General features: G+C 66.2%; 18 protein-coding genes, 1 tRNA gene and 2 pseudogenes. 10 read left to right on the plus strand and 11 right to left on the minus strand.

The annotated features are described in order from the left end of the window. The first annotated feature begins 18 nt into the window (after positions 1 to 18). From BM297_RS16650 to BM297_RS16665, 4 genes are all read left to right on the plus strand, one after another. Complete coding sequence (locus BM297_RS16650; protein ID WP_092433558.1) at positions 19 to 264, plus strand: DUF2970 domain-containing protein; 246 nt, start codon at positions 19 to 21, stop codon at positions 262 to 264. Between the two features lie 269 nt (positions 265 to 533). Continuing rightward, positions 534 to 2,105: a GGDEF domain-containing protein gene (locus BM297_RS16655; protein ID WP_175526679.1), complete on the plus strand. Its 1,572-nt coding sequence runs from the start codon at positions 534 to 536 to the stop codon at positions 2,103 to 2,105. A gap of 234 nt (positions 2,106 to 2,339) precedes the next feature. Beyond that, the gene (locus BM297_RS16660) at positions 2,340 to 3,998 is read left to right on the plus strand and encodes a nitrite/sulfite reductase (RefSeq protein WP_092433560.1); all 1,659 of its coding nucleotides are present in this window, start codon (positions 2,340 to 2,342) and stop codon (positions 3,996 to 3,998) included. Then, positions 3,982 to 4,476: a DUF934 domain-containing protein gene (locus BM297_RS16665; RefSeq protein ID WP_092433562.1), complete on the plus strand. Its 495-nt coding sequence runs from the start codon at positions 3,982 to 3,984 to the stop codon at positions 4,474 to 4,476. Before BM297_RS16660 ends, BM297_RS16665 begins: the two co-directional genes overlap by 17 nt. A 269-nt stretch (positions 4,477 to 4,745) precedes the next feature. Here the strand turns inward: BM297_RS16665 and BM297_RS16670 are convergent, their stop codons facing one another. Together BM297_RS16670 and sohB are read right to left on the minus strand one after the other, a co-directional pair. Further along, positions 4,746 to 5,741, minus strand: a complete 996-nt coding sequence (locus BM297_RS16670; RefSeq protein ID WP_092433565.1) for a YhdH/YhfP family quinone oxidoreductase — start codon at positions 5,739 to 5,741, stop codon at positions 4,746 to 4,748. A 27-nt stretch (positions 5,742 to 5,768) separates the two neighbouring features. After that, a complete protein-coding gene (sohB, locus tag BM297_RS16675; protein ID WP_092433567.1) occupies positions 5,769 to 6,791 on the minus strand; it encodes a protease SohB in 1,023 nt (340 codons plus the stop codon). Positions 6,792 to 7,020: 229 nt separating this feature from the next. Here sohB and BM297_RS16680 point away from each other — a divergent pair, with 229 nt between their 5' ends. The 5 genes from BM297_RS16680 to BM297_RS16700 all read left to right on the plus strand — a co-directional run bounded on the left by BM297_RS16680 (position 7,021) and on the right by BM297_RS16700 (position 12,744). Beyond that, on the plus strand, positions 7,021 to 7,335 hold the full coding sequence (locus tag BM297_RS16680; RefSeq protein WP_090309353.1) for an SCP2 sterol-binding domain-containing protein: 315 nt from the start codon (positions 7,021 to 7,023) through the stop codon (positions 7,333 to 7,335). Positions 7,336 to 7,582: 247 nt separating this feature from the next. Beyond that, complete coding sequence (locus BM297_RS16685; protein WP_092433568.1) at positions 7,583 to 8,449, plus strand: MBL fold metallo-hydrolase; 867 nt, start codon at positions 7,583 to 7,585, stop codon at positions 8,447 to 8,449. Positions 8,450 to 8,482: 33 nt separating this feature from the next. Next, complete coding sequence (locus BM297_RS16690) at positions 8,483 to 10,225, plus strand: bifunctional protein tyrosine phosphatase family protein/NAD(P)/FAD-dependent oxidoreductase (RefSeq protein ID WP_092433570.1); 1,743 nt, start codon at positions 8,483 to 8,485, stop codon at positions 10,223 to 10,225. Further along, positions 10,225 to 12,039 (plus strand): SulP family inorganic anion transporter, encoded by a 1,815-nt coding sequence (locus tag BM297_RS16695; protein ID WP_092433572.1) that lies wholly within the window; start codon positions 10,225 to 10,227, stop codon positions 12,037 to 12,039. The genes BM297_RS16690 and BM297_RS16695 overlap by 1 nt, the downstream gene beginning before the upstream one ends. 162 nt (positions 12,040 to 12,201) lie before the next feature. Next, positions 12,202 to 12,744: a hypothetical protein gene (locus BM297_RS16700; protein ID WP_092433574.1), complete on the plus strand. Its 543-nt coding sequence runs from the start codon at positions 12,202 to 12,204 to the stop codon at positions 12,742 to 12,744. A gap of 65 nt (positions 12,745 to 12,809) precedes the next feature. Here BM297_RS16700 and BM297_RS16705 read toward each other — a convergent pair whose 3' ends face one another. Further along, positions 12,810 to 13,139: a hypothetical protein gene (locus BM297_RS16705; protein ID WP_092433576.1), complete on the minus strand. Its 330-nt coding sequence runs from the start codon at positions 13,137 to 13,139 to the stop codon at positions 12,810 to 12,812. 465 nt (positions 13,140 to 13,604) lie between these two features. On the opposite strand from BM297_RS16705, the gene katG reads away from it, so the two are divergent. Further along, on the plus strand, positions 13,605 to 15,776 hold the full coding sequence (gene katG, locus BM297_RS16710; protein ID WP_092433578.1) for a catalase/peroxidase HPI: 2,172 nt from the start codon (positions 13,605 to 13,607) through the stop codon (positions 15,774 to 15,776). 105 nt (positions 15,777 to 15,881) lie between these two features. On the opposite strand, the gene BM297_RS16715 is transcribed toward katG, so the two are convergent. From BM297_RS16715 to BM297_RS16750, 8 genes and pseudogenes are all read right to left on the minus strand, one after another. After that, positions 15,882 to 15,958, minus strand: a tRNA-Met gene (locus tag BM297_RS16715). A 101-nt stretch (positions 15,959 to 16,059) separates the two neighbouring features. Next, positions 16,060 to 16,296, minus strand: a complete 237-nt coding sequence (locus BM297_RS16720) for a hypothetical protein (RefSeq protein ID WP_092433580.1) — start codon at positions 16,294 to 16,296, stop codon at positions 16,060 to 16,062. A 136-nt stretch (positions 16,297 to 16,432) separates the two neighbouring features. Then, entirely contained in the window at positions 16,433 to 17,989 is a 1,557-nt protein-coding gene (gene ahpF, locus BM297_RS16725; RefSeq protein ID WP_092433582.1) for an alkyl hydroperoxide reductase subunit F, read from the minus strand. 199 nt (positions 17,990 to 18,188) lie between these two features. Continuing rightward, positions 18,189 to 18,485: a cyd operon YbgE family protein gene (locus BM297_RS16730; protein ID WP_092433584.1), complete on the minus strand. Its 297-nt coding sequence runs from the start codon at positions 18,483 to 18,485 to the stop codon at positions 18,189 to 18,191. After that, the gene (cydX, locus tag BM297_RS16735; protein WP_092433586.1) at positions 18,475 to 18,591 is read right to left on the minus strand and encodes a cytochrome bd-I oxidase subunit CydX; all 117 of its coding nucleotides are present in this window, start codon (positions 18,589 to 18,591) and stop codon (positions 18,475 to 18,477) included. The genes BM297_RS16730 and cydX overlap by 11 nt, the downstream gene beginning before the upstream one ends. A gap of 151 nt (positions 18,592 to 18,742) precedes the next feature. Continuing rightward, on the minus strand, positions 18,743 to 19,885 hold the full coding sequence (gene cydB, locus BM297_RS16740) for a cytochrome d ubiquinol oxidase subunit II (RefSeq protein WP_092433588.1): 1,143 nt from the start codon (positions 19,883 to 19,885) through the stop codon (positions 18,743 to 18,745). Positions 19,886 to 19,897: 12 nt separating this feature from the next. Next, positions 19,898 to 21,328 (minus strand): annotated as a pseudogene (locus BM297_RS16745) (cytochrome ubiquinol oxidase subunit I); the annotation flags it as partial. Positions 21,329 to 21,377: 49 nt separating this feature from the next. Further along, positions 21,378 to 21,643 (minus strand): annotated as a pseudogene (locus tag BM297_RS16750) (transposase); the annotation flags it as partial. Positions 21,644 to 21,714 lie beyond the last annotated feature (71 nt).

Here is a 21,714-nt window from a genome sequence, read left to right on the forward strand (position 1 = left end):
ACTGCTGCGGAGTTCGCCATGACCGACAAGCACCCGCCCGCCGACAAGCCGGACGATGACGCCCAGCCACTCACCCTCCGCCAGATGCTGCACAGCGTGCTGGCCGCCGCCCTCGGCGTGCAGAGCAACAAGAACCGCACGCGCGACTTCAGCCGCGGCAAGCCCAGCCACTTCATCGTCCTCGGCCTGCTGTTCACCGGCTTGTTCGTGCTGCTGCTGTTCGCCCTGGTCAAGCTGGTGCTGCACCTCAGCGGCGCCGACTAGCCATGGCGGCTACTGCTGGCTGACCCACACCAGCGCGGCGACCACCACGATCAGGATCAGGGCCAGAGCGGCCCGGGCATCCACGGTGCTGTCCGGAGTATGCAGTTTGCTGTGCTGATTCATCATGAGTCCCCCCTCGATGTGCCTATCAGCCAGTCAAGTCCGGAACGCGGACAAACTCAAGGCGCCCCCTCGCACCGCCTGGCTGGCGGGAGAACATGCTAGGATTTGCAAAACACATCACAAAACAACACCGGCGGCGTCGCAACATGCACCTCCCCTCCGTGTTCAGGCTCGACCTGCGCCGCCTGATACTGCTGTTCGCGGTGACCACGGCCTTGCTCACTTTGGCGAACACCTTCTATGCCAGCTATCTGGCCCAGCGCGACCTGCTGATCCGCCAGACCCTGGAAACCAACCGGGTGTATGCCGCCAAGCTGGCGGACAGCACCGAAGGCCTGCTGAACCTGGCCCGCCAGCAACTGGCCTACAGCGTGGCCGTGCTGGCCCCGGTCTTCGACCAGCCGCAGAAGCTGGCGACGGAAACCGAGCGGCTGAAGACCCAGACCAGCATCTTCAACTCGACCTACGTGGTGCGCGCCGACCGCAGCCTGCTGGCGATCTCGCCGCGGGCGCTGGCCGAACCGGGCGGCGTGATCGACAGCGACGGCGCGCGGGAAGCCGTGGCAGTGCGCCAGCCGCTGGTCAGCCAGCCCTTCGTGTCGGCCAGCGGGCGCCTGGTGATCGCCGTGTCGCACCCGGTCTTCGCCACCGACGGTCACTATCTCGGCTATGTCGGCGGCTCCATCTACCTGCGCGAGCGCAGCGCCCTCGACGTCCTGCTCAGCGACCACCACTACCGCGACGGCTCCAGCCTGTTCGTGGTCGATCGCCAGCGCCACATCCTGTACCACCAGGACACCGAACGAGTCGGTGAAACCATGCCCGGCAACCCGGTCATCGATGCAGCCATCGGCGGCAACGCCGGCGCCCTGCGGGTGACCGATGCAGAAGGCATCGACACGCTCGCCGGCTACGCTCCGGTCACCAGCACCGGCTGGGTGATTGTCGCGCAGCGCCCCACCGCGACCACCCTGGCCAAGCTGCATGGGCTGATGCTGGAGATCCTGCGCAACAGCCTTCCGGTGTCGCTGCTGACCCTGCTGTGCATCTGGTGGCTGGCGCGGCTGATTGCCCGGCCGCTCTGGAAACTGGCCAGCAGCGCCCGGCACATGGACTCGCAGGCGGCCGCCGAACAGATCCACCAGGTCAGCTCCTGGTATTTCGAGGCCGCCGAGCTCAAGCGCGCCATGCTGGCCGGGCTGGCCCAGTTCAACCACAAGATCGGCCAGCTCAATCACGACTCGATCACCGACCCGCTGACCGGCCTGCTCAACCGCCGCGGCATGCTGGCACGGCTGGAGCAATGGCAGGCGGGCAACCGCCCCTTTGCGGTCATCGCCATCGATGTCGACCACTTCAAGCAGGTCAACGACAGCCTCGGCCATGACGCCGGCGACCAGATGCTCCGCCAGCTGGCGCAACTGATGGAACAGGTGGCGCGCAGCAACGATGTGCTGTGCCGCAATGGCGGCGAAGAGTTCATGGTCCTGCTGCCGGAGACGTCCCTGGCGGATGCCTGTGCGGTGGCCGAGCGCCTGCGCCAGTGCGTGGCCGACAGCCCGATCCCCGAGGGCATGACGGTGACCATCTCCCTGGGCGTCGCCCACTGCCCGGCGAGCAGCGCCGGCATCGAGCATGCGCTGAAACAGGCGGACCAGGCGCTCTATGTCGCCAAGCACCAGGGACGCAACCGGGTGGTGACGGCCGGGGCGGCCTAGCCGCCCGCGGCACCGCGCACGGCTTGCTCAGAGCGGGTCACGCGGGCCGCGCTTATCTAGTTTGGTTATGTACATATAGTTATTCTTCACTTTCTTGCATAAAAACGAGCTGCTATCGTGCGCCACACTCCATCGGAGTGCACCGCCGTGCGCGCAACCGATGCACCATGCGGACCCGCCATCGCCCCGCAGAGAGCGCCGCAGTTCGCTGACAGCCTGAGAGCAGACCATTACATGTACGTATACGACGAATACGATCAACGGATCATCGAGGAGCGGGTCGCGCAGTTCCGCGGCCAGACCGCCCGCTACCTGGCCGGCGAACTGGGCGAAGAGGAATTCCGCCCGCTGCGCCTGCAGAACGGCCTGTATGTGCAGCGCCACGCGCCCATGCTGCGCGTCTGCGTGCCCTACGGCCTGCTCTCCGCCCCCCAGCTGCGCATGCTCGCCAAGCTGGCCCGCGACTACGACAAGAACTACGCCCACATCAGCACCCGCCAGAACGTCCAGTACAACTGGCCGAAGCTGGAGGACGTGCCGGACATGCTCGCCGAACTGGCCAGCGTGCAGATGCACGCCATCCAGACCAGCGGCAACTGCATCCGCAACGTGACCACCGACCAGTTCGCCGGCGTCGCCGCCGACGAGGTGATCGACCCGCGCCCGTGGTGCGAGATCATCCGCCAGTGGGCCACCTTCCACCCGGAATTCGCCCACCTGCCGCGCAAGTTCAAGATCGCCGTGAACGGCTCGGCCGCCGACCGCGCCGCCATCGAGGTGCACGACATCGGCCTGGAGCCGGTGCGCAACGCCGCCGGCGAACTGGGCTTCCGCGTGCTGGTCGGCGGCGGCCTGGGCCGGACCCCGATCGTCGGCAGCTTCATCAACGAATTCCTGCCCTGGCAGCACCTGCTGACCTACCTGGAAGCCATCCTGCGCGTGTACAACCGTTACGGTCGCCGTGACAACAAGTACAAGGCGCGCATCAAGATCCTGGTCAAGGCGCTGACCCCGGAAGTGTTCGCCGAGCGCGTCGCCGCCGAGTGGGCGCACCTCAAGGACGGCCCGGCCACCCTGACCGACGCCGAACTGCAGCGCGTGGCCCAGCACTTCGTCGACCCGGCCTACCAGGCCCTGCAGGACCAGAGCGCTGCGCTGGCCGCCCTGGACGCCGAGCACCCGGGCTTCGCCCGCTGGCGTTCGCGCAACGTGGTCGCCCACAAGAAGCCGGGCTACGCCGCCGTCACCCTGTCGCTCAAGCCGACCGGCATCGCCCCCGGCGACGTCACCGACAAGCAGTTCGACGCCATCGCCGACCTGGCCGAGCGTTACAGCTTCGGCGAGGCGCGCACCAGCCACGAGCAGAACATCATCCTCGCCGACGTCGAGCAGGCCCAGCTGTTCGCCCTGTGGAACGAGCTGCGCGAGCTGGGCCTGGCCACGCCGAACATCGGCCTGCTGACCGACATCATCTGCTGCCCGGGCGGCGACTTCTGCTCGCTGGCCAACGCCAAGTCGATCCCGATCGCCGAAGCCATCCAGCGCCGCTTCGACGACCTCGACTACGTGTTCGACCTCGGCGAGATAGACCTGAACATCTCCGGCTGCATGAACGCCTGCGGTCACCACCACATCGGCAACATCGGCATCCTCGGCGTCGACAAGAAGGGCGAGGAGTTCTACCAGGTGTCGCTGGGCGGCGAAGCCGGCCGCAACGCCAGCCTCGGCCAGATCCTCGGCCCGTCCTTCGCCCAGGACGACATGGCCGACGTGATCGCCAAGGTCATCGAGGTCTACGTGGAGAAGCGCAACGAAGACGAGCGTTTCATCGATACCTTCCGCCGTATCGGCATCGAGACCTTCAAGGAGCGCGTCTATGCAAAGAATCATTAAGAACGGCGAAGTCATCGACGAGCGCTGGCACCTGCTGCCGGCCGACGCCAGCCTCGACGGCATCTCCAACAGCGACGACCTGATCGTGCCGCTGGGCCTGTGGCTGGAATCCAGCCACGCCCTCAAGGTGCGCGACGGCGGCCTGGGCGTGTGGCTGCAGAGCCACGAGCAGATCGAGGACATCGTCGACGACCTCAAGTACTTCCAGGTCATCGCCCTCGACTTCCCCGCGTTCACCGACGGCCGCCACTTCTCCAGCGCCCGCCTGCTGCGCGAGCGCTATGGCTACCAGGGCGAGATCCGCGCCATCGGCGACGTGCTGCGCGACCAGCTGTTCTTCATGCAGCGCTGCGGCTTCGACGCCTTCGCCGTGCGCCCGGACCGCGACCCGTACGACGCGCTGAAGGGCCTGTCGGACTTCTCGGTGACCTACCAGACCGGAGTCGACCAGCCGCTGCCGCTGTTCCGCCGCCGCTGAGTTCCGCCCCGTCAGCAAAAAGCCCCGCTCATGAGCGGGGCTTTTTGTTGTGCATCTGTCGATTAGGCGCAGAGCCTGTTCACGATCTCGCGAGCTAGAGCCAGGCAAGGTGAAGTCGGTTGAGGAAGCGGAGTTTGCTGGGTGTAAATGGGCATGACTCGCTCCGCTCGCCCCTTCGGGGCCGCCCTTGCGGGCGTTCAGTGGCAAGTCACTGTCCGAAACCGATTTCAACGCCGCATGGCCGACGCGCAGCAGATCGTGGCAGGCTCTCAGTCGATGCGCACCAGCATGCGCCCTACCATCCGCCCGGCGAGAATCTGGCTGATCGCCTCGGGCAACTCCTCCAGCGTGATCTCCCGAGCCAGCTGCTCCAGGGTCTCGAGCTTCCACGGCCCGGCCAGCTTCTCCCACATGGCCGCCTTGACCGCGCGCGGCAGCTCCACCGAATCGACGCCGAGCAGGTTGACGCCGCGCAGGATGAACGGCAGCACCGAGGCCGTGGCCATGTCCGCCCCGGCGGTCAGACCGCAGCAGGCCACGCTGGCGCCGTACTGCAACGACTTGACCACGTTGAACAGCAGATCGCCGCCCACCGAATCCACCGCCCCGGCCCACTGCATCTTCAGCAGCGGCTTATCGGTCCCCTCGCGCAGTACCGCACGGTCGATGATCTGCTGCGCACCGAGGCGATGGAGGAACTCGACCTGCTGCAGCTTGCCGGTGGAGGCCGCCACGGTGTAGCCGAGATGGGTCAACAACAGCACCGCGACGCTGCCCACGCCGCCGCAGGCGCCGGTGACCAGCACCGAACCGGCGTCAGCATCGAGACCGACGTGCTGCAGCTTGTCCACGCACAAGCCGGCGGTAAGGCCGGCAGTGCCCAGCAACATCGCCTCGCGCGGCCCCATGCCGACCGGGCAGCGCACCACCCAGGCGGCCGGCACGCGGATGTACTGGGCAAAGCCGCCGGGCGTATTCACGCCGAGATCGTAGCCGGTGACGATCACCTGATCGCCCGGCTGGAACTCGGCGGAGGCGGACTCCACCACCTCGCCGGCGGCATCGATGCCGGGAGTATGCGGATAGTGGCGAGTCACCCCGCGAGCACCGGTGGCGGACAGCGCATCCTTGTAGTTGAGCGAGGAGTAGCGCACGCGAATCAGCACCTCCCCCGCCGGCAGGTCGGCAAGATCGCGCTCGATCACCTGCTGATCGAATACCCCGGGGCGACTCTCGGTGACCCACAAGGCCCTGAAACGACTCATCATCGACTCCTCGCTGCGAAAATGGGATTACTGCCAGAAACGCGGTTGGGAAAGACGGCTCCACCAGCGCACCAGCACGGTGTCGAGCACCATGCTGGTGGCCAGGCCGACGCGCTCCTGCAGGCTCTTCTTTTCGTGGTAGCGCAGCTGGAACAGTTCGACGTGCTGAGCACGCTCGGCCAGGTACTCGTCGCTGGTCTTCAGCTCGTCGACCAGATGCTTGCCCAGCGCCGCCTGGCCGAGCCAGACCTCGCCGGTGGCGACCTCGTCGATGGCCAGCTGCGGGCGGTAGCGGGCAACGAAGTTCTTGAACAGCTCGTGGGTGATGTCCAGGTCTTCCTGGAACTTCTCGCGGCCCTTGTCGGTATTCTCGCCGAACACGGTCAGGGTGCGCTTGTACTCGCCAGCGGTGAGCACCTCGAAGTCGATGGCGTGCTTCTTCAGCAGACGGTGGAAGTTGGGCAGCTGGGCGACCACGCCGATGGAGCCGAGGATGGCGAAGGGCGCGGCGAGAATCTTCTCGCCGATGCAGGCCATCATGTAGCCGCCGCTGGCGGCCACCTTGTCGACGCACACGGTCAGCGGCACGCCGGCCTGGCGGATGCGCGCCAGCTGCGAGGCGGCCAGGCCGTAGCTGTGCACCATGCCGCCGCCGCTCTCCAGACGCACCACCACCTCGTCCTGCGGGGTGGCCAGGGTCAGCAGCGCGGTGACTTCATGGCGCAGGTGCTCGCCGGCCGAGGCCTTGATGTCGCCGTCGAAGTCCAGCACGTAGACCCGCGGCTTGTGGCCGGCGGCCTTCTTCTCGGCCTTCTCGGCCTTGGCCTCCTGCTTGCGCAGCGCCTTGAGATGTTCCTTGTCCAGCACGCCGTCCTGCAGGCGGTCGCGCAGGCTCTTGTAGAAGTCATTGAGCTTGTGCACATCCAGATGCCCACCGGCACGCCGTTCGCGTTGGCGCATCACGGCAATGGCGACCAGGACGATGAGGATGGCCACCAGCACGGTCGCCGTCCTGGCCAGGAAACCGGCATACTCGACAAGAAACTCCACGGATTCTCCTTGGCTTACAAAGGGCGCTCGACAGCGAGCGTCAATGGGCCAAGCATACCGGCGCGGCCCGATGGCGGCCAGCCGCAGGCGCCGGCGTCGGGGCCTGGACACGATTCAAACGCGCGTATGCCGGCCGTTGACAGCCCACAGGCTGCCCCATACGCTCGCTCCCATACCGCCACCGGCCACCGGCACGAATCCCCTCTCCGCCATCAATAAGGACGAAATCATGAGCAGCGTCGCCAAAGTCATCGAAACCATGCAGTCTCGCTTCAATGCAAGCGCCGCTGCAGGGCTCGACATGGTGTTCCAGTTCAATATCGAGGACGCGGAAAACTACTACCTGAGCATCAAGAACGGCACCTGCACCCTCACCCCCGGCGATGCTCCGTCGCCCAGCGTCAGCCTGATCATGAACAGCGACACCCTCAAGGGCATCCTCAAGGGCGAGATCAGCGGCATGGAGGCCTTCATGGGCGGCAAGCTGCGCACCGAAGGCGACATGATGCTGGCCCTCAAGCTGGGCGAACTGTTCCCGTCCTGATTGCCGTCGCAGTACCCAACAAACCGGAGCCATTGGCTCCGGTTTTTTTATGCCTCGCGCGCGCCCACCGCGCCTGCGCCCCCTCCTGCAGACCACGCCGCCCGGCATCCTGGTCCACACTGAAGGACCAGGTTATTGAGCGTCGCCGCATATGCTAATTAATTCTATGCATAGAACCAAAAACCGCAGTAGGCTGTAGCCACAACATACCCCGCCGGGTATTCAGCCATGCACGGAGAACCGTCCCATGAACGCCCATGTTGAAGCCTTCTTCGATCCCGCCACCTTCACCTACAGCTACGTGGTGAGCGATCTGCACAGCCGCCAGTGCGCGCTGGTCGACCCGGTGCTCGACTACGATCCCGCCGCCGGCCGCACCTCGCACCACAGCGCCGACAAGCTGATTGCCTACGTGCGCGAGCACGACCTGAGCGTGCAGTGGATCCTGGAAACCCACGTGCACGCCGACCACATGAGCGCCGGCCACTACCTCAAGGAACAGCTCGGCGGCAAGCTCGGCATCGGCGACCGCATTTCGGTGATCCAGAACACCTTCGGCAAGCTGTTCAACGTCGAGCCCGAGTTCGCCACCGATGGCCGCCAGTTCGACCACCTGTTCCATGACGGCGAGACCTTTCAGGTCGGCGGCGTCGAGGCCCGCGCCATCCATACCCCCGGGCATACCCCGGCGTGCATGACCTACCTGATCGGCGATGCCGCCTTCGTCGGCGACACGCTGTTCATGCCCGACTACGGCACCGCGCGCTGCGACTTCCCCGGCGGCGACGCCCGCACCCTGTACCACTCGATCCACGACAAGCTGTTCAGCCTGCCGGACGCCACCCGGGTGTTCATGTGCCACGACTACAAGGCACCGGGGCGCGAGGAATACCTCTACGAGACGACCATCGGCGCCGAGCGCGAGCACAACGTGCATATCCACCAGGGCATCGGCGAGGAGCAGTTCGTCGCCATGCGCAGCGCCCGCGACGCGACGCTCGGCATGCCGACGCTGATCCTGCCCTCGGTGCAGATCAACATGCGCGCCGGCGAGCTGCCGCCGGCCGAGGACAACGGCACCCGCTACCTGAAGATCCCGCTCGACCTGCTCTGATTCGACCCAGGCAACCCTGAGGAGAACAACAAGATGCAACCGATCAAGCGTCTCACCCCGTTCATTGCCGTGGCTGGCCAGCTGGAACCCGCGGACATGGGTACCCTCGCTGCCAGCGGCTTTCGCTGCGTGATCAACAACCGTCCGGAAAACGAGGGCGAAGGCCAGCCGAGCAGCGCCGAGATGCGCACCGCTGCCGAAGCCTCGGGCCTCGAGTACCACGACCTGCCGGTGATTTCCGGCAAGATCACCGACCAGGACGTCATCGCCTTCCGCGAGCTGCTCGAGCAGGTCAAGGGGCCGGTGCTGGCCTTCTGTCGCACCGGCACCCGCTCGACCACCCTGTGGGCGCTGGCCGAGGCCCATCACCTCGACCCCGAGGCCCTGCTGGCCACCGCCAAGGAGGCCGGCTACGACCTGTCCGCCCTGCAGCCGCGCCTCGAGCAGCGCTGGCAGACCCTGCCCAACCAGCCCCAGCCGGTGGCCGCCTACGCCCACACGCCGCGCTACGACGTGCTGGTGATCGGTGGCGGCGCCGCCGGCTGCGCGGTCACCGCCAGCCTGCTCAAGCGCGACCCCGGCCTGCGCATCGCCATCGTCGAGCCACGCGATCAGCACTACTACCAGCCGGGCTGGACCCTGGTCGGCGCCGGGGTGTTCGACCGCGCGCGCACCGAGCGCGCCATGGCCCGCTGCATCCCCAGCAAGGCCCAATGGATCCGCGCCGCCGCCAGCGCCTTCGAGCCGGAGCAGCAGCAGGTGGTCCTCGAGGACGGCAGCCGTCTCGGCTACCGCGCCCTGATCGTCTGCCCCGGGCTGAGCCTCAACTGGGACGCCATCGAGGGCGCGCGGGAAACCCTGGGCAAGAACGGCGTGACCAGCAACTACGTGTTCGAGCTGGCGCCCTACACCTGGCAACAGGTACAGAGCCTGCGCAAAGGCCGGGCGCTGTTCACCCAGCCACCGATGCCGATCAAATGCGCCGGCGCGCCGCAGAAGGCCATGTACCTGTCCTGCGACCACTGGATGAAACAGGGCGTGCTGCCCAACATCGAGGTGGACTTCTGCTCGGCCGGCGCCGTGCTGTTCGGCGTCGCCGACTTCGTGCCGCCGCTGATGAAGTACGTCGAGCGCTACGGCGCCCACCTCAACTTCAACGAGACGCTGATCAAGGTCGACGGCGAGGCGCACAAGGCCTGGTTCAAGGTCGCCGGCACCGATGGGCAGACCAGCACGGTGGAGCGCGAGTTCGACTTCCTGCATGTCGTGCCGCCGCAGCGTGCTCCGGACTTCGTCCGCAGCAGCCCGCTGGCCAACGCCGACGGCTGGGTCGAGGCCGATCACGAAACCCTGCGCCACCCGCGCTACGGCAACATCTTCAGCCTCGGCGACGTGTGTTCCGCGCCCAACGCCAAGACCGCCGCGGCGGTGCGCAAGCAGGCGCCGGTGGTGGCCGAGAACGTGCTCAGCGTGCTCGGCGGACGGGGGCTGCGGGCGATCTACGACGGCTACGGCTCCTGCCCGCTGACCGTCGAGCGCGGCAAGGTGATCCTCGCCGAGTTCGGCTATGGCGGCAAACTGCTACCCACCTTCCCCCTCGATCCCCGCGTGCCGCGCCGCCTGGCCTGGGAGCTGAAGACCAAGTGGATGCCGAGCATCTACTTCGACCTGATGCTCAAGGGCCACGAATGGATGGCCGAACCCAAGCACCTGGAGTTCGAACCGCGCCCGATCGAGTCGCCGGCCGCCTGTGACTTCACCGAGGAGAAGAAGTAATGAGAGAGCGGCTCGCCCGCTACCTGCCGTGCCTGGAATGGGCACGGCAGTACGACCGCGAGGCCGCCGGCAAGGACGGCCTGGCGGCGGTGATCGTGACCCTGATGCTGATCCCGCAGAGCCTGGCCTACGCCATGCTCGCCGGGTTGCCGCCGGTCACCGGCCTGTACGCCAGCATCCTGCCGCTGCTGGCCTACACCCTGTTCGGCACCAGTCGCGCCCTGGCGGTCGGCCCGGTGGCGGTGGTCTCGCTGATGACCGCCGCCGCGCTGAGCCCGCTGTTCGCCACGGGCAGCGCCGAATACGCCGGCGCCGCCCTGCTGCTGGCGATGCTGTCCGGCGTCATGCTGCTGCTGATGGCGGTGCTGCGTCTGGGCTTTCTCGCCAACTTCCTCAGCCACCCGGTGATCTCCGGCTTCATCAGCGCCTCGGGCCTGCTCATCGCCCTCGGCCAGCTCAAGCACATCCTCGGCATCCAGGCCTCCGGCGAGCACGCCCCGCAGCTGCTGCAGGGTCTGATCGCGGCCCTGCCCGAGACCCACCTGCCGACCCTGGCCATCGGTGGCAGCAGCCTGGTATTCCTGTTCCTGGTGCGCAGCCGGCTCAGTGGCTGGCTGCAGGCTGCGGGCTTCACCCCGCGGCTGGCCGGCAACCTGGCCAAGGCCGGCCCGGTGGTCGCCCTGCTGGTCTCGGTGCTGGTGGTCGGCGCCCTCGACCTCGCCGCCGCCGGCGTCAAGGTGGTCGGCGCGGTGCCCACCGGACTGCCGGACCTGACCCTGCCGGCGCTGGACCTGGCGCTGGCCCTGCAGCTGCTGCCGGCGGCGCTGCTGATCAGCCTGGTCGGTTTCGTCGAATCGGTGTCGGTGGCGCAGACCCTGGCCGCCAAGCGCCGCCAGCGCATCGAACCCAACCAGGAGCTGATCGCCCTCGGCAGCGCCAACGTGGCGGCGGCGCTCAGCGGTGGCTTCCCGGTCACCGGCGGCTTCGCCCGCTCGGTGGTCAACTTCGATGCCGGCGCGCAGACGCCGCTGGCCGGCGCGCTGACCGCGGTGGGCATCGCCATCACCGTGCTGTTCTTCACCCCGCTGTTCCACAACCTGCCGCAGGCGGTGCTGGCGGCGACCATCATCGTCGCCGTGCTCAGCCTGGTCGACCTGGGCGCCCTGAGGCGCACCTGGCGCTACTCCCGTCAGGATGCGGCGGCCATGGTCGCCACCATGCTCGGCGTGCTGCTGGTCGGCGTCGAGGCCGGCATCCTGCTCGGCGTCGGCCTGTCGCTGCTGCTGTTCCTCTGGCGCACCAGCCAGCCGCACATCGCGGTGGTCGGCCAGTTGCCGGGCAGCGAGCACTTTCGCAACGTCGAGCGCTTCGCCGTGGTGGAAAGCCCGAAGGTACTGTCGGTGCGCGTCGACGAAAGCCTGTACTTCCCCAATGCGCGCTTCCTCGAGGACCGCATCGCCGCGCTGGTCAGCCAGCATCCAGAGGTCGAGCACCTGGTGCTGATGTGCCCCGCGGTCAATCTAATCGACGCCAGCGCCCTGGAGAGCCTGGAGGCGATCAGCGTGCGCCTCAAGGTCGGCGGCATCCAGCTGCACCTCTCGGAAGTGAAGGGTCCGGTGATGGACCGCCTGCGCCAGTCGGACTTCCTCGAGCATTTCGGCGGCAAGGTGTTCATCAGCCAGTTCGAGGCGCTGGCCGAGCTCGATCCGCAGACCACCCATCACGCCATCGGCCTGCGCCGCAACGGCCTCGCCGGCGGCCCTCTGCCCCTCAAGCCCACAGTGCAGGAAAGCCACAGTGAAAAGCGTCCATGATCTGGTGACCGACGCCAAGGACGCCCGGCCGGCTCAGCCTGCGGCTTATCATCTGACTGCAGGAGTGAGCCTGGCCAGGCTGGACTATGGTTGCAGTGGCAGCCCGCACGCAGCCGGAGGCGGCATCGGCGCTGACTAACACTGGCAACAGGGAGTCCTCACATGAAAGAGCAACTGGTGGAGCTGATCACCCTGATCAGCTCGGGCAGCCTGGGCGACGAAGACATCCGGCGGATTGCCGGCGAGGCGACCCTGGCCTATGCCGATCCGCAGGCCTTCCGCGCCGCCAATCCGGACGTCGACCGCGAAGACGACCTGCCCATCACGCTGGGTGAACGGGTGCTGCTCGGCAGCTTGCCGGACAGCGTGCTGCTCCAGGCCAAGCAGGCCGATGAGCTGTTCCAGCAGGTGCTCGACACCTTCGGCGCCGAGTCACCTTGCACTCTGAAGGCCGGGGATCTGGCCGAAGTCGATTTGTTGACCGCCCTGGAGCGCATCCAGGTCGAGCTGAGCAGTCTGTATCCGCAGACGGAGGGCTATGAGCTGGTCGACTTCGGCGAGCCGCTGGAGCAACCCTTGCAGATGGTGCTGGTTTACACCCGGGATCTGCCCCGGGTGCTGGAGCTGTCGGGAGCGCTGGGCATCTACGCGGCCCCCGCCTACGAGCGGCGACTGAGCGAACTCGGTGACGGCGAGGACGGCTGAGCCGCAGCTGCCGCGCTGGCGGCTAGCGCGAGGGTGCGCACGCTGTTTGCCTGTCTCGCGGAGCATCAGTAGCCGTAGTCATTCTCCGAGATCAGATCGCGGAACATGCCGTAATGGACGGCGTCGCTGAACAACAGCTCACCGCTCACCTCCGCTGGTGGATGGTCCACAGGGCAGAAGCCGTCGTTGCACTCCGAATCCACCACCCAGCATCCGCGGATGAAGATCACCTGGTAGCCGTCCTGTTGCAGTGCAATCTCGACACGGGCGAGCGCCTCGCGCAGCTCGTTTGCACCAACATAGACATTCACATGAGCGCCCTGGAACGCCTCGGCCTGGGCGCCGGCCGGCGACGGCCCGACCTCGACGCCAACACAGAACAAATGCTTCTTCATCGTGGCTCTCCTCCTGGCTGACTGCACCGCTCGCCTGCCGCCATGCCGATGTCTGGCGGTTCAGACGGCACAAGAAGCATGGCACATGCACAGATCTACGCTGCGCTTGCTCGGCCAGTGCCCGGATACCATCCGGCCGACCTGCGCAATAGCGCAATGCGCCGAACGCTCCGCCAATCGGCCACGGCTTGACCTGAGGCAATCACCCCAGTGCCGACCCTGCGTAACGTCGAACTGACCTACCCCGACTTCCACGACGCCGCTCAGCAAGGCCGCATCCGGGCAATTTTCCCTATCGGGCAGATAAATTTAATGCATGCCTTTTTTGCTTATGCTCGGGCACTACTCGGGCTATAAATGTTGAACCCGTTTCGGACAGCAACCCCGGGACTGTACCCACCCTCTTCCCGGGTATGCCGCGAGACGCGCCAATTTCAGGCAACGAAGCCAGGATCGGAGACGGATATGAGTGAGAACAAGATGAACACTGCAGGCAAGTGCCCGGTGATGCATGGGGCCAATACGGCCACCAGCAACTCGAACATGGAATGGTGGCCGAACGCCCTCAACCTCGACATCCTCCACCAGCACGACAGCAAGACCAATCCGCTGGGCGACTTCGACTACCGCGAGGAAGTGAAGAAGCTCGACTTCGCCGCGCTCAAGCGCGACCTCACCGCCCTGATGACCGACAGCCAGGACTGGTGGCCGGCCGACTGGGGCCACTACGGCGGCCTGATGATCCGCATGGCCTGGCACGCCGCCGGCAGCTACCGCGTGGCCGACGGCCGAGGTGGTGCGGGCACCGGCAACCAGCGCTTCGCGCCGCTGAACTCCTGGCCGGACAACGCCAACCTGGACAAGGCGCGTCGCCTGCTCTGGCCGATCAAGAAGAAGTACGGCAACAAGCTCAGCTGGGCCGACCTGATCGTGCTGGCCGGCAACGTGGCCTACGAATCGATGGGCTTCAAGACCTTCGGCTTCGGCTTCGGTCGCGCGGACATCTGGCATCCCGAGAAGGACATCTACTGGGGCTCCGAGAAGGAATGGCTGGCCCCCACCAACAACCCCAACAGCCGCTACTCCGGCGAGCGCGATCTGGAGAACCCGCTGGCCGCGGTGATGATGGGCCTGATCTACGTCAACCCGCAGGGCGTCGACGGCCAGCCCGATCCGCTGAAGACCGCCAGGGATGTGCGCGAAACCTTCGCGCGCATGGCGATGAACGACGAGGAAACCGTCGCCCTGACCGCCGGCGGCCACACCGTGGGCAAGGCGCACGGCAATGGTGACGCCGCGCTGCTCGGCCCCGAGCCGGAAGCGGCGGATGTCGAAGAGCAAGGCCTGGGCTGGAACAACAAGACCAAGCGCGGCGTCGGTCGCGACACCGTGACCAGTGGTCTGGAAGGCGCCTGGACCACCAATCCGACCCGGTGGGACTACGGCTACTTCGACATGCTGCTCAACCACGAGTGGGAGCTGAAGAAGAGCCCGGCCGGTGCCTTCCAGTGGGAACCGGTAAGCATCAAGGAAGAAGACAAGCCGGTCGATGTCGAGGATCCGTCGATCCGCTACAACCCGATGATGACCGACGCCGACATGGCGATGAAGATGGACCCGGAGTATCGCAAGATCGCCGAACGTTTCCACAAGGACCCCGCAGCGTTCGAGGACGCCTTCGCCCGCGCCTGGTTCAAGCTGACCCACCGCGACATGGGACCCAAGGCCCGCTACATCGGCCCGGAAGTGCCGGCCGAAGACCTGCTCTGGCAGGACCCGGTGCCGGCCGGTCGCAGCGACTACGACGTCGCCACGGTCAAGGCGAAGATCGCCGCCAGCGGCCTGAGCATCAGCGAGCTGGTCAGCACCGCCTGGGACAGCGCGCGCACCTTCCGCGGTTCGGACAATCGCGGCGGCGCCAACGGCGCGCGCATCCGTCTCGCCCCGCAGAAGGATTGGGAAGGCAACGAGCCCGTGCGTCTGGCCAAGGTGCTGAAGGTCCTCGAAGGCATCGCCGCCGCCAGCGGCGCCAGCGTCGCTGACGTGATAGTGCTGGCCGGCAACCTCGGTGTCGAGCTGGCGGCCAAGGCTGCCGGCTTCGACGTCAGCGTCCCGTTCGCGCCGGGCCGTGGCGACGCCAGCCAGGAGATGACCGACGTGGCGTCCTTCGAGGTGCTGGAGCCGCTGCATGACGGCTTCCGCAACTGGCTGAAGAAGGACTACAAGGTCAGTGCCGAGGAGCTGATGCTCGACCGCACCCAGCTGATGGGCCTAACTGCGCCGGAGATGACCGTGCTGGTCGGCGGCCTGCGCGTGCTGGGCACCAACCATGGCGGCAGCAAGCATGGCGTGTTCACCGACCGGGTCGGCGCGCTGAGCAACGACTTCTTCGTCAACCTGACCGACATGGCCAACGAGTGGAAGCCGACCGGCCGCAACCTGTACGAGATCCGCGACCGCAAGAGCGGTGCCGTCAAGTGGACCGCGACCCGCGTGGATCTGGTGTTCGGCTCCAACTCGGTGCTGCGTTCCTACGCCGAGGTCTATGCCCAGGACGACAACCAGGAGAAGTTCGTCAAGGACTTCGTCGCCGCCTGGACCAAGGTCATGAACGCTGACCGCTTCGATCTGGCCTGACCCTCGACTTCCCCACGCGGCGCCTGGTCGCCGCGTGGGGATACCCGCCGGCAGGAATCGCCCAACGAAAAAAGGCCACTCGTTTGAGTGGCCTTTTTTCATAAATGGTTGCGGGAGCAGGATTTGAACCTACGACCTTCGGGTTATGAGCCCGACGAGCTACCAGACTGCTCCATCCCGCGCCGGCAATTCTACCCAAATGGCCATGAGTGTCAATCGATTTATTCCAAATAATAGATTTAAATAATCAGAGCCAGGCCGGCCGGATGGCCGACCATGCGCCTCAAGCCCTCTGCGGCCCGAGTGCGCGGGCGTAGTAGAACAGGAACAGGCTCTGCAGCAGCTCCTTGAGCACCGATGGCTCGCTGCTGTTGAGACTGGCGAGGTCCAGGTCGCCCTGCTCCTGCAGGTCGGCAATGGCCTGGGGGCCGAGGTGGGCGCAGACCCGGCCGCTGTCGCGGTCGAGGATGCGCAGGTAGGGTTGCGGGCGATCCAGCCAGGCATCGATCAGAAAGGTCATGGCAGCACTCCTGCTAGGAAATCTCATTTGAGATTAATTCCTATTTGAGGCTTAGCCAATACCCTTTCTGGTTTTCTCACGCAAAAAAACACCCGCCGCGGATCGCTCCGCAGCGGGTGTTGCCGTTACGGGCCGATCAGCCCTGGCGGATCAGGTGGTCGAAGGCGCTCAGCGAGGCCTTGGCGCCCTCGCCCACGGCGATGACGATCTGCTTGTACGGCACCGTGGTCACGTCGCCGGCGGCGAACACGCCCGGGATGCTGGTCTGGCCCCTGGCGTCGATGACGATCTCGCCGAAGCGCGACAGCTCGACGGTACCCTTCAGCCAGTCGCTGTTGGGCAGCAGGCCGATCTGCACGAAGATGCCTTCCAGCTCGACCTCGTGCACCGCATCGTGGTGGCGGTCCTTGTAGACCAGGCCGGTGACCTTCTGGCCGTCGCCCTTGACCTCCGTGGTCTGCGCCATGGTGATCACCGTGACGTTGGCCAGGCTGCGCAGCTTGTTCTGCAGCACCGCGTCGGCGCGCAGGTGTTCGCCGAACTCCAGCAGGGTGACGTGGGCGACGATGCCGGCCAGGTCGATGGCCGCCTCGACGCCGGAGTTGCCGCCGCCGATCACCGCCACGCGCTTGCCCTTGAACAGGGGACCGTCGCAGTGCGGGCAGTAGGCCACGCCGCGGCCGCGGTATTGCTGCTCGCCCGGCACGTTCATCTCCCGCCACCGCGCGCCGGTGGCGAGAATCACGGTCTTCGCCTGCAGCTCGCCGCCATTCTCGAACTGCACGGCGTGCAATCCATCCTCGGTCTCGGCCGGGATCAGCTTGCTGGCGCGCTGCAGGTTCATGATGTCGACCTCGTACTGGCGCACGTGCTCTTCCAGCGCGCGGGCCAGTTTCGGACCTTCGGTTTCCTGAACCGAGATGAAGTTCTCGATGGCCATGGTGTCCAGCACCTGGCCGCCGAAGCGCTCGGCGGCAACGCCGGTGCGGATGCCCTTGCGCGCGGCGTAGATGGCCGCCGAGGCGCCGGCCGGGCCGCCGCCGACCACCAGCACGTCGAAGGCGGTCTTGGCGTTGAGCTTCTCGGCGTCGCGTGAACCGGCGCCGGTGTCCAGCTTGGCGAGGATCTCCTCGACGCCCATGCGGCCGTTACCGAACGGCTCGCCGTTGAGGTAGATGCTCGGCACCGCCATGATCTGGCGCTGGTTCACCTCGTCCTGGAACAGCGCGCCGTCGATGGCCACGTGCTTGATGTTGGGGTTAAGCACCGCCATCAGGTTGAGCGCCTGCACCACGTCCGGGCAGTTGTGGCAGGACAGCGAGAAATAGGTTTCAAAGTTGAATTCGCCCTGCAGGCCCTTGATCTGCTCGATCACCTCGGCCGCCAGCTTCGACGGATGGCCACCGACCTGCAGCAGGGCGAGTACCAGCGAGGTGAACTCGTGGCCCATCGGGATGCCGGCGAAGCGCGGACCGACCTCCTGGCCGTCGCGACGGAAGCCGAACGAGGGCACGCGGGCATCCTGGCCTGCGGTATCCAAGGCAATCCTGTCGCTCAGGGCATTGATGTCCTCGAGCAGGGCGAGCATTTCCTGGGATTTGGCGCCGTCATCCAGGGACGCGACGATCTCGAACGGCAGGGTGACCTTCTCGAGGTAGGCCTTCAACTGGGTTTTCAGGTTGGCGTCGAGCATGCTGGCAATGTTCCTCTGCAAATCGGGGTTGATCTGTTTCAGATTAGGGGAGATGCCTGCCGTTGGGGTTGCCGACGATCAGTGTTCAGGCAGCTGAATGTCACTGTCGGGCTGACTTGGCTGGCGACTTGGGAAACATCCTACGACCGTCTGTCCGCCAATCCCATTTGATTGATTCAAGCCTCTCGATTGAGCATTCCTATTGAAAGGACGCCTGCCAGAGCATTCCGTAACCCAGCGCCATCAGCAGCCAGCCCCCCAGCGGGTGGAAGATCGTGCGCCACAGGCGGCTGTAAGGATCGAAGCCGACTCCGTGGATGAAGCCGCTGGAGATGCCCCACATCACCAGCATCAGCAGGCCGTGGCTGTAGCGGCCCTCGGCGTCGAGCATGGCGGCGGGATGGATCAGCAGCACCAGCGCCAGCGGCGCGGCGAGCAGCAGGGAAACCGCGCGGCTGGTGCCGCGCTGCAGCCAGGGGCGTCCTTCAGTCGTCACCGGCCTCGCCCTCGTCGAGGTCCTGGGTGGTTTCCAGCCACAGCGCGTTGACGATGCCGAAGCTGCAGGCCAGCAGCACGCCGAGAATCCAGGCGAAGTACCACATCTGTCGTTCTCCTTGGCCCCGTGCGGGGCTCGTACGTACGTCTCTGTGCGCTCTTCTGTAGGAGGCGCGCCCTCGCGGCGATGCGGGACACAGGCCCGCCAAGGCAAAAGAGCATCGCTCCGAGGGCGGGCCTCCCTCAGACCCGTGCTAATCAATACAGCCCGTGCGGGTTGCTCTCGATGGTCTTGTCGGTCAGCCGGCCCCACATGCGGGTGTAGCACCACAGGGTGTAAAGCAGGATCAGCGGCACGAAGATCCCCGCCACCACCAGCATGATGCCCAGGGTCTTGTGGCTGGACACCGCGTCCCACACGGTCAGGCTCGACGCCGGGTCGAGACTCGACGGGAACACGAAGGGGAACAGCGCAAAGCCCGCAGTGCAGATGGTGCCGACGATGGCCAGACTGCTACCGAGGAAGGCCACAAAGCCACGATTGAACAGCGCGCCGAGCAGCGCCAGCACGCCGCCGGCCAGGCCCACCAGCGGGGCGAATCGGGTCAGCGGGTACTGGGCGTAGTTGGCCAGCCAGCCACTGTTGTCGAGGCTCACCTGCTTGTGCAGCGGGTTGAGCGCCGCGCCCAGATCACTGAAGCCGCCGACCAGGCTGAAGCCCTGGATACCCAGCGCCAGCCAGGCGCCGGCCGCCGCGAAGCTGACCAGGAATACCAGCGCGCACAGCTGGGTGGCCCGGCGCGAGCGTTGGTGCAGGTCGGCGTCGGTGCGCAGCATCAGCCAGGCGCCACCGTGGGCGCAGAGCATGCTCAGGCTGACCACCCCGGCGAGCAGGGCGAACGGGTGCAGCAGGGCGAAGAACGAGCCTTCGTAGGTCGAGCGCATCAGCTCGTCGAGGCGGAATGGCAGGCCGAGGAACAGGTTGCCGAAGGCCACGCCGAACAGCAGCGCCGGGGCCGCGCCGCCGACGAACAGCGCCCAGTCCCAGGCGCCGCGCCACTTCTGGTTCTCCAGCTTGCTGCGGTAGTCAAAGCCGACCGGGCGGCAGAACAGCGCGAACAGCACCAGCAGCATCGCCCAGTACAGCCCGGAGAAGGCCACCGCATAGACCATCGGCCAGGCGGCGAACAGCGCGCCGCCGGCGGTGATGAACCACACCTGGTTGCCGTCCCAGTGCGGGGCGATGGTGTTGATCGCCACCCGCCGCTCGTTGTCGGTCCGGCCGACGAAGGGCATCAGCGCCATGGCGCCCATGTCGAAGCCGTCGGTGAGGGCGAAGCCGATCAGCAGCACGCCGATCAGCACCCACCAGATGAGCTTCAGCGTTTCGTAGTCGAACATGGCAGTCTCTCCTCAGGCCTGGGCCGCTGGCGCGCCGGCCAGCCGCTCGAAGTGGTAGCGGCCGGTGTGCAGGCTGGACGGCCCCAGGCGGGCAAACTTGATCATCAGGTACATCTCAATCACCAGCAGCAGGCTGTAGAAGGCGATCAGCGCGATCAGCGAGCCCCAGACGTCGCCGGTACTCAGGCTGGAAGCCGACAGGTGGGTCGGCAGCACCTCGCCGATCGACCACGGCTGGCGGCCATGCTCGGCCACGTACCAGCCGGTCTGCGCGGCGATCCACGGCAGCGGCAGGCTGAACAGCGCCCACCTGAGCAGCCAGGGCTTGCTCTCCTCGTTCTTCTTCGCCGAGGCCCAGAAGGCGCAGGCGAACAGCGCCAGCATCAGGAAGCCGGAGCCGACCATGGCGCGGAAGCTCCAGAACAGGCTGAACACGTGGGGAATGGTGTCCTTGGCGGCCAGCTGGATCTGTTCCTCGCTGGCGTCGACCACGTTCGGCGTGTACTTCTTCAGCAGCAGGCCGTAGCCCAGATCGTGCTTGACCTGCTCGAAGGCGGCGACGGTTTCCGCGCTCTGTTCGCCGCCGCGCAGCCGCTCGAGCAGCGCGTAGGCGCCCATGCCGTTGCGGATGCGCGCCTCGTGCTCGACGATCAGGTCCTTGATGCCCTTGACCTCCTCGTCCAGCGAACGGGTGGCGATCAGGCCGAGCGCCCAGGGAATCTTCACCGCGTAGTCGGTGCGCATTTCCTCCTGGTTGGGCAGGCCGAACAGGGTGAAGCCGGCGGGCGCCGGATGGGTTTCCCACTCGGCCTCGATGGCCGCCAGCTTGGTCTTCTGCACGTCGCCGATCTCGTAGCCGGACTCGTCGCCGAGGACGATCACCGAGAGGATCGAAGCCAGACCGAAGGCCGAGGCGATGGCGAACGAGCGGCGGGCGAAGCCGAGGTCGCGCTTCTTCAGCAGATACCAGCTGGAGATGGCGAGGACGAACACCGCCCCGGTGACGTAGCCGGCCGCCACGGTATGCACGAACTTGACCTGCGCCACCGGGTTGAAGATCAGCGCACCGAAGTCGGTGAGCTCCATGCGCATGGTCTGGTAGTTGAACTCGGCGCCCACCGGGTTCTGCATCCAGGCGTTGGCGATCAGGATCCACAACGCCGACAGGTTCGAGCCCAGCGCCACCAGCCAGGTGACCACCAGGTGCTGCACCTTGGACAGGCGATCCCAGCCGAAGAAGAACAGGCCGATGAAGGTCGACTCGAGGAAGAACGCCATCAGCCCCTCGATGGCCAGCGGCGCGCCGAAGATGTCGCCGACGTAGTGGCTGTAGTAGGCCCAGTTGGTGCCGAACTGGAACTCCATGGTCAGCCCGGTGGTGACGCCGAGGGCGAAGTTGATGCCGAACAGCTTGCCCCAGAACTTGACCATGTCCTGGTAGATTATTTACCCCTATGTGAAGTCCTAAATCCCCCCTCTACAATCCCTTACCACCCCGGAAACGCACCTTGGTGCAGCCGAACTGGCACTTGATCACCCGGAACGGATGCTCAACCTTGGCGCGCACCTAGGCCTTGGCCTTCCAATCTGGCGAATCATGCGCCCGAGCAGGCTGCGCTTGCCGAGCGGTTTGTAGGTACTGCGGCGAGCGGCAACCGACCAGATGACTTCGCGGCCTGCATGCTCGGCACGTTTTTCGACGCCGGTGTAGCCAGCGTCCGCGCAGACATACGGCTCTTCGCCGTGCAGCAGTTTGTCGGCCTAGGTGATCTGTCTACCGGGTCAGCGCGCACAAAATTGCGCCCTGCAGCACCCTTGCTTAGCAAGCA

This window comes from Geopseudomonas sagittaria, from assembly GCF_900115715.1.
Taxonomy (GTDB): domain Bacteria; phylum Pseudomonadota; class Gammaproteobacteria; order Pseudomonadales; family Pseudomonadaceae; genus Geopseudomonas; species Geopseudomonas sagittaria.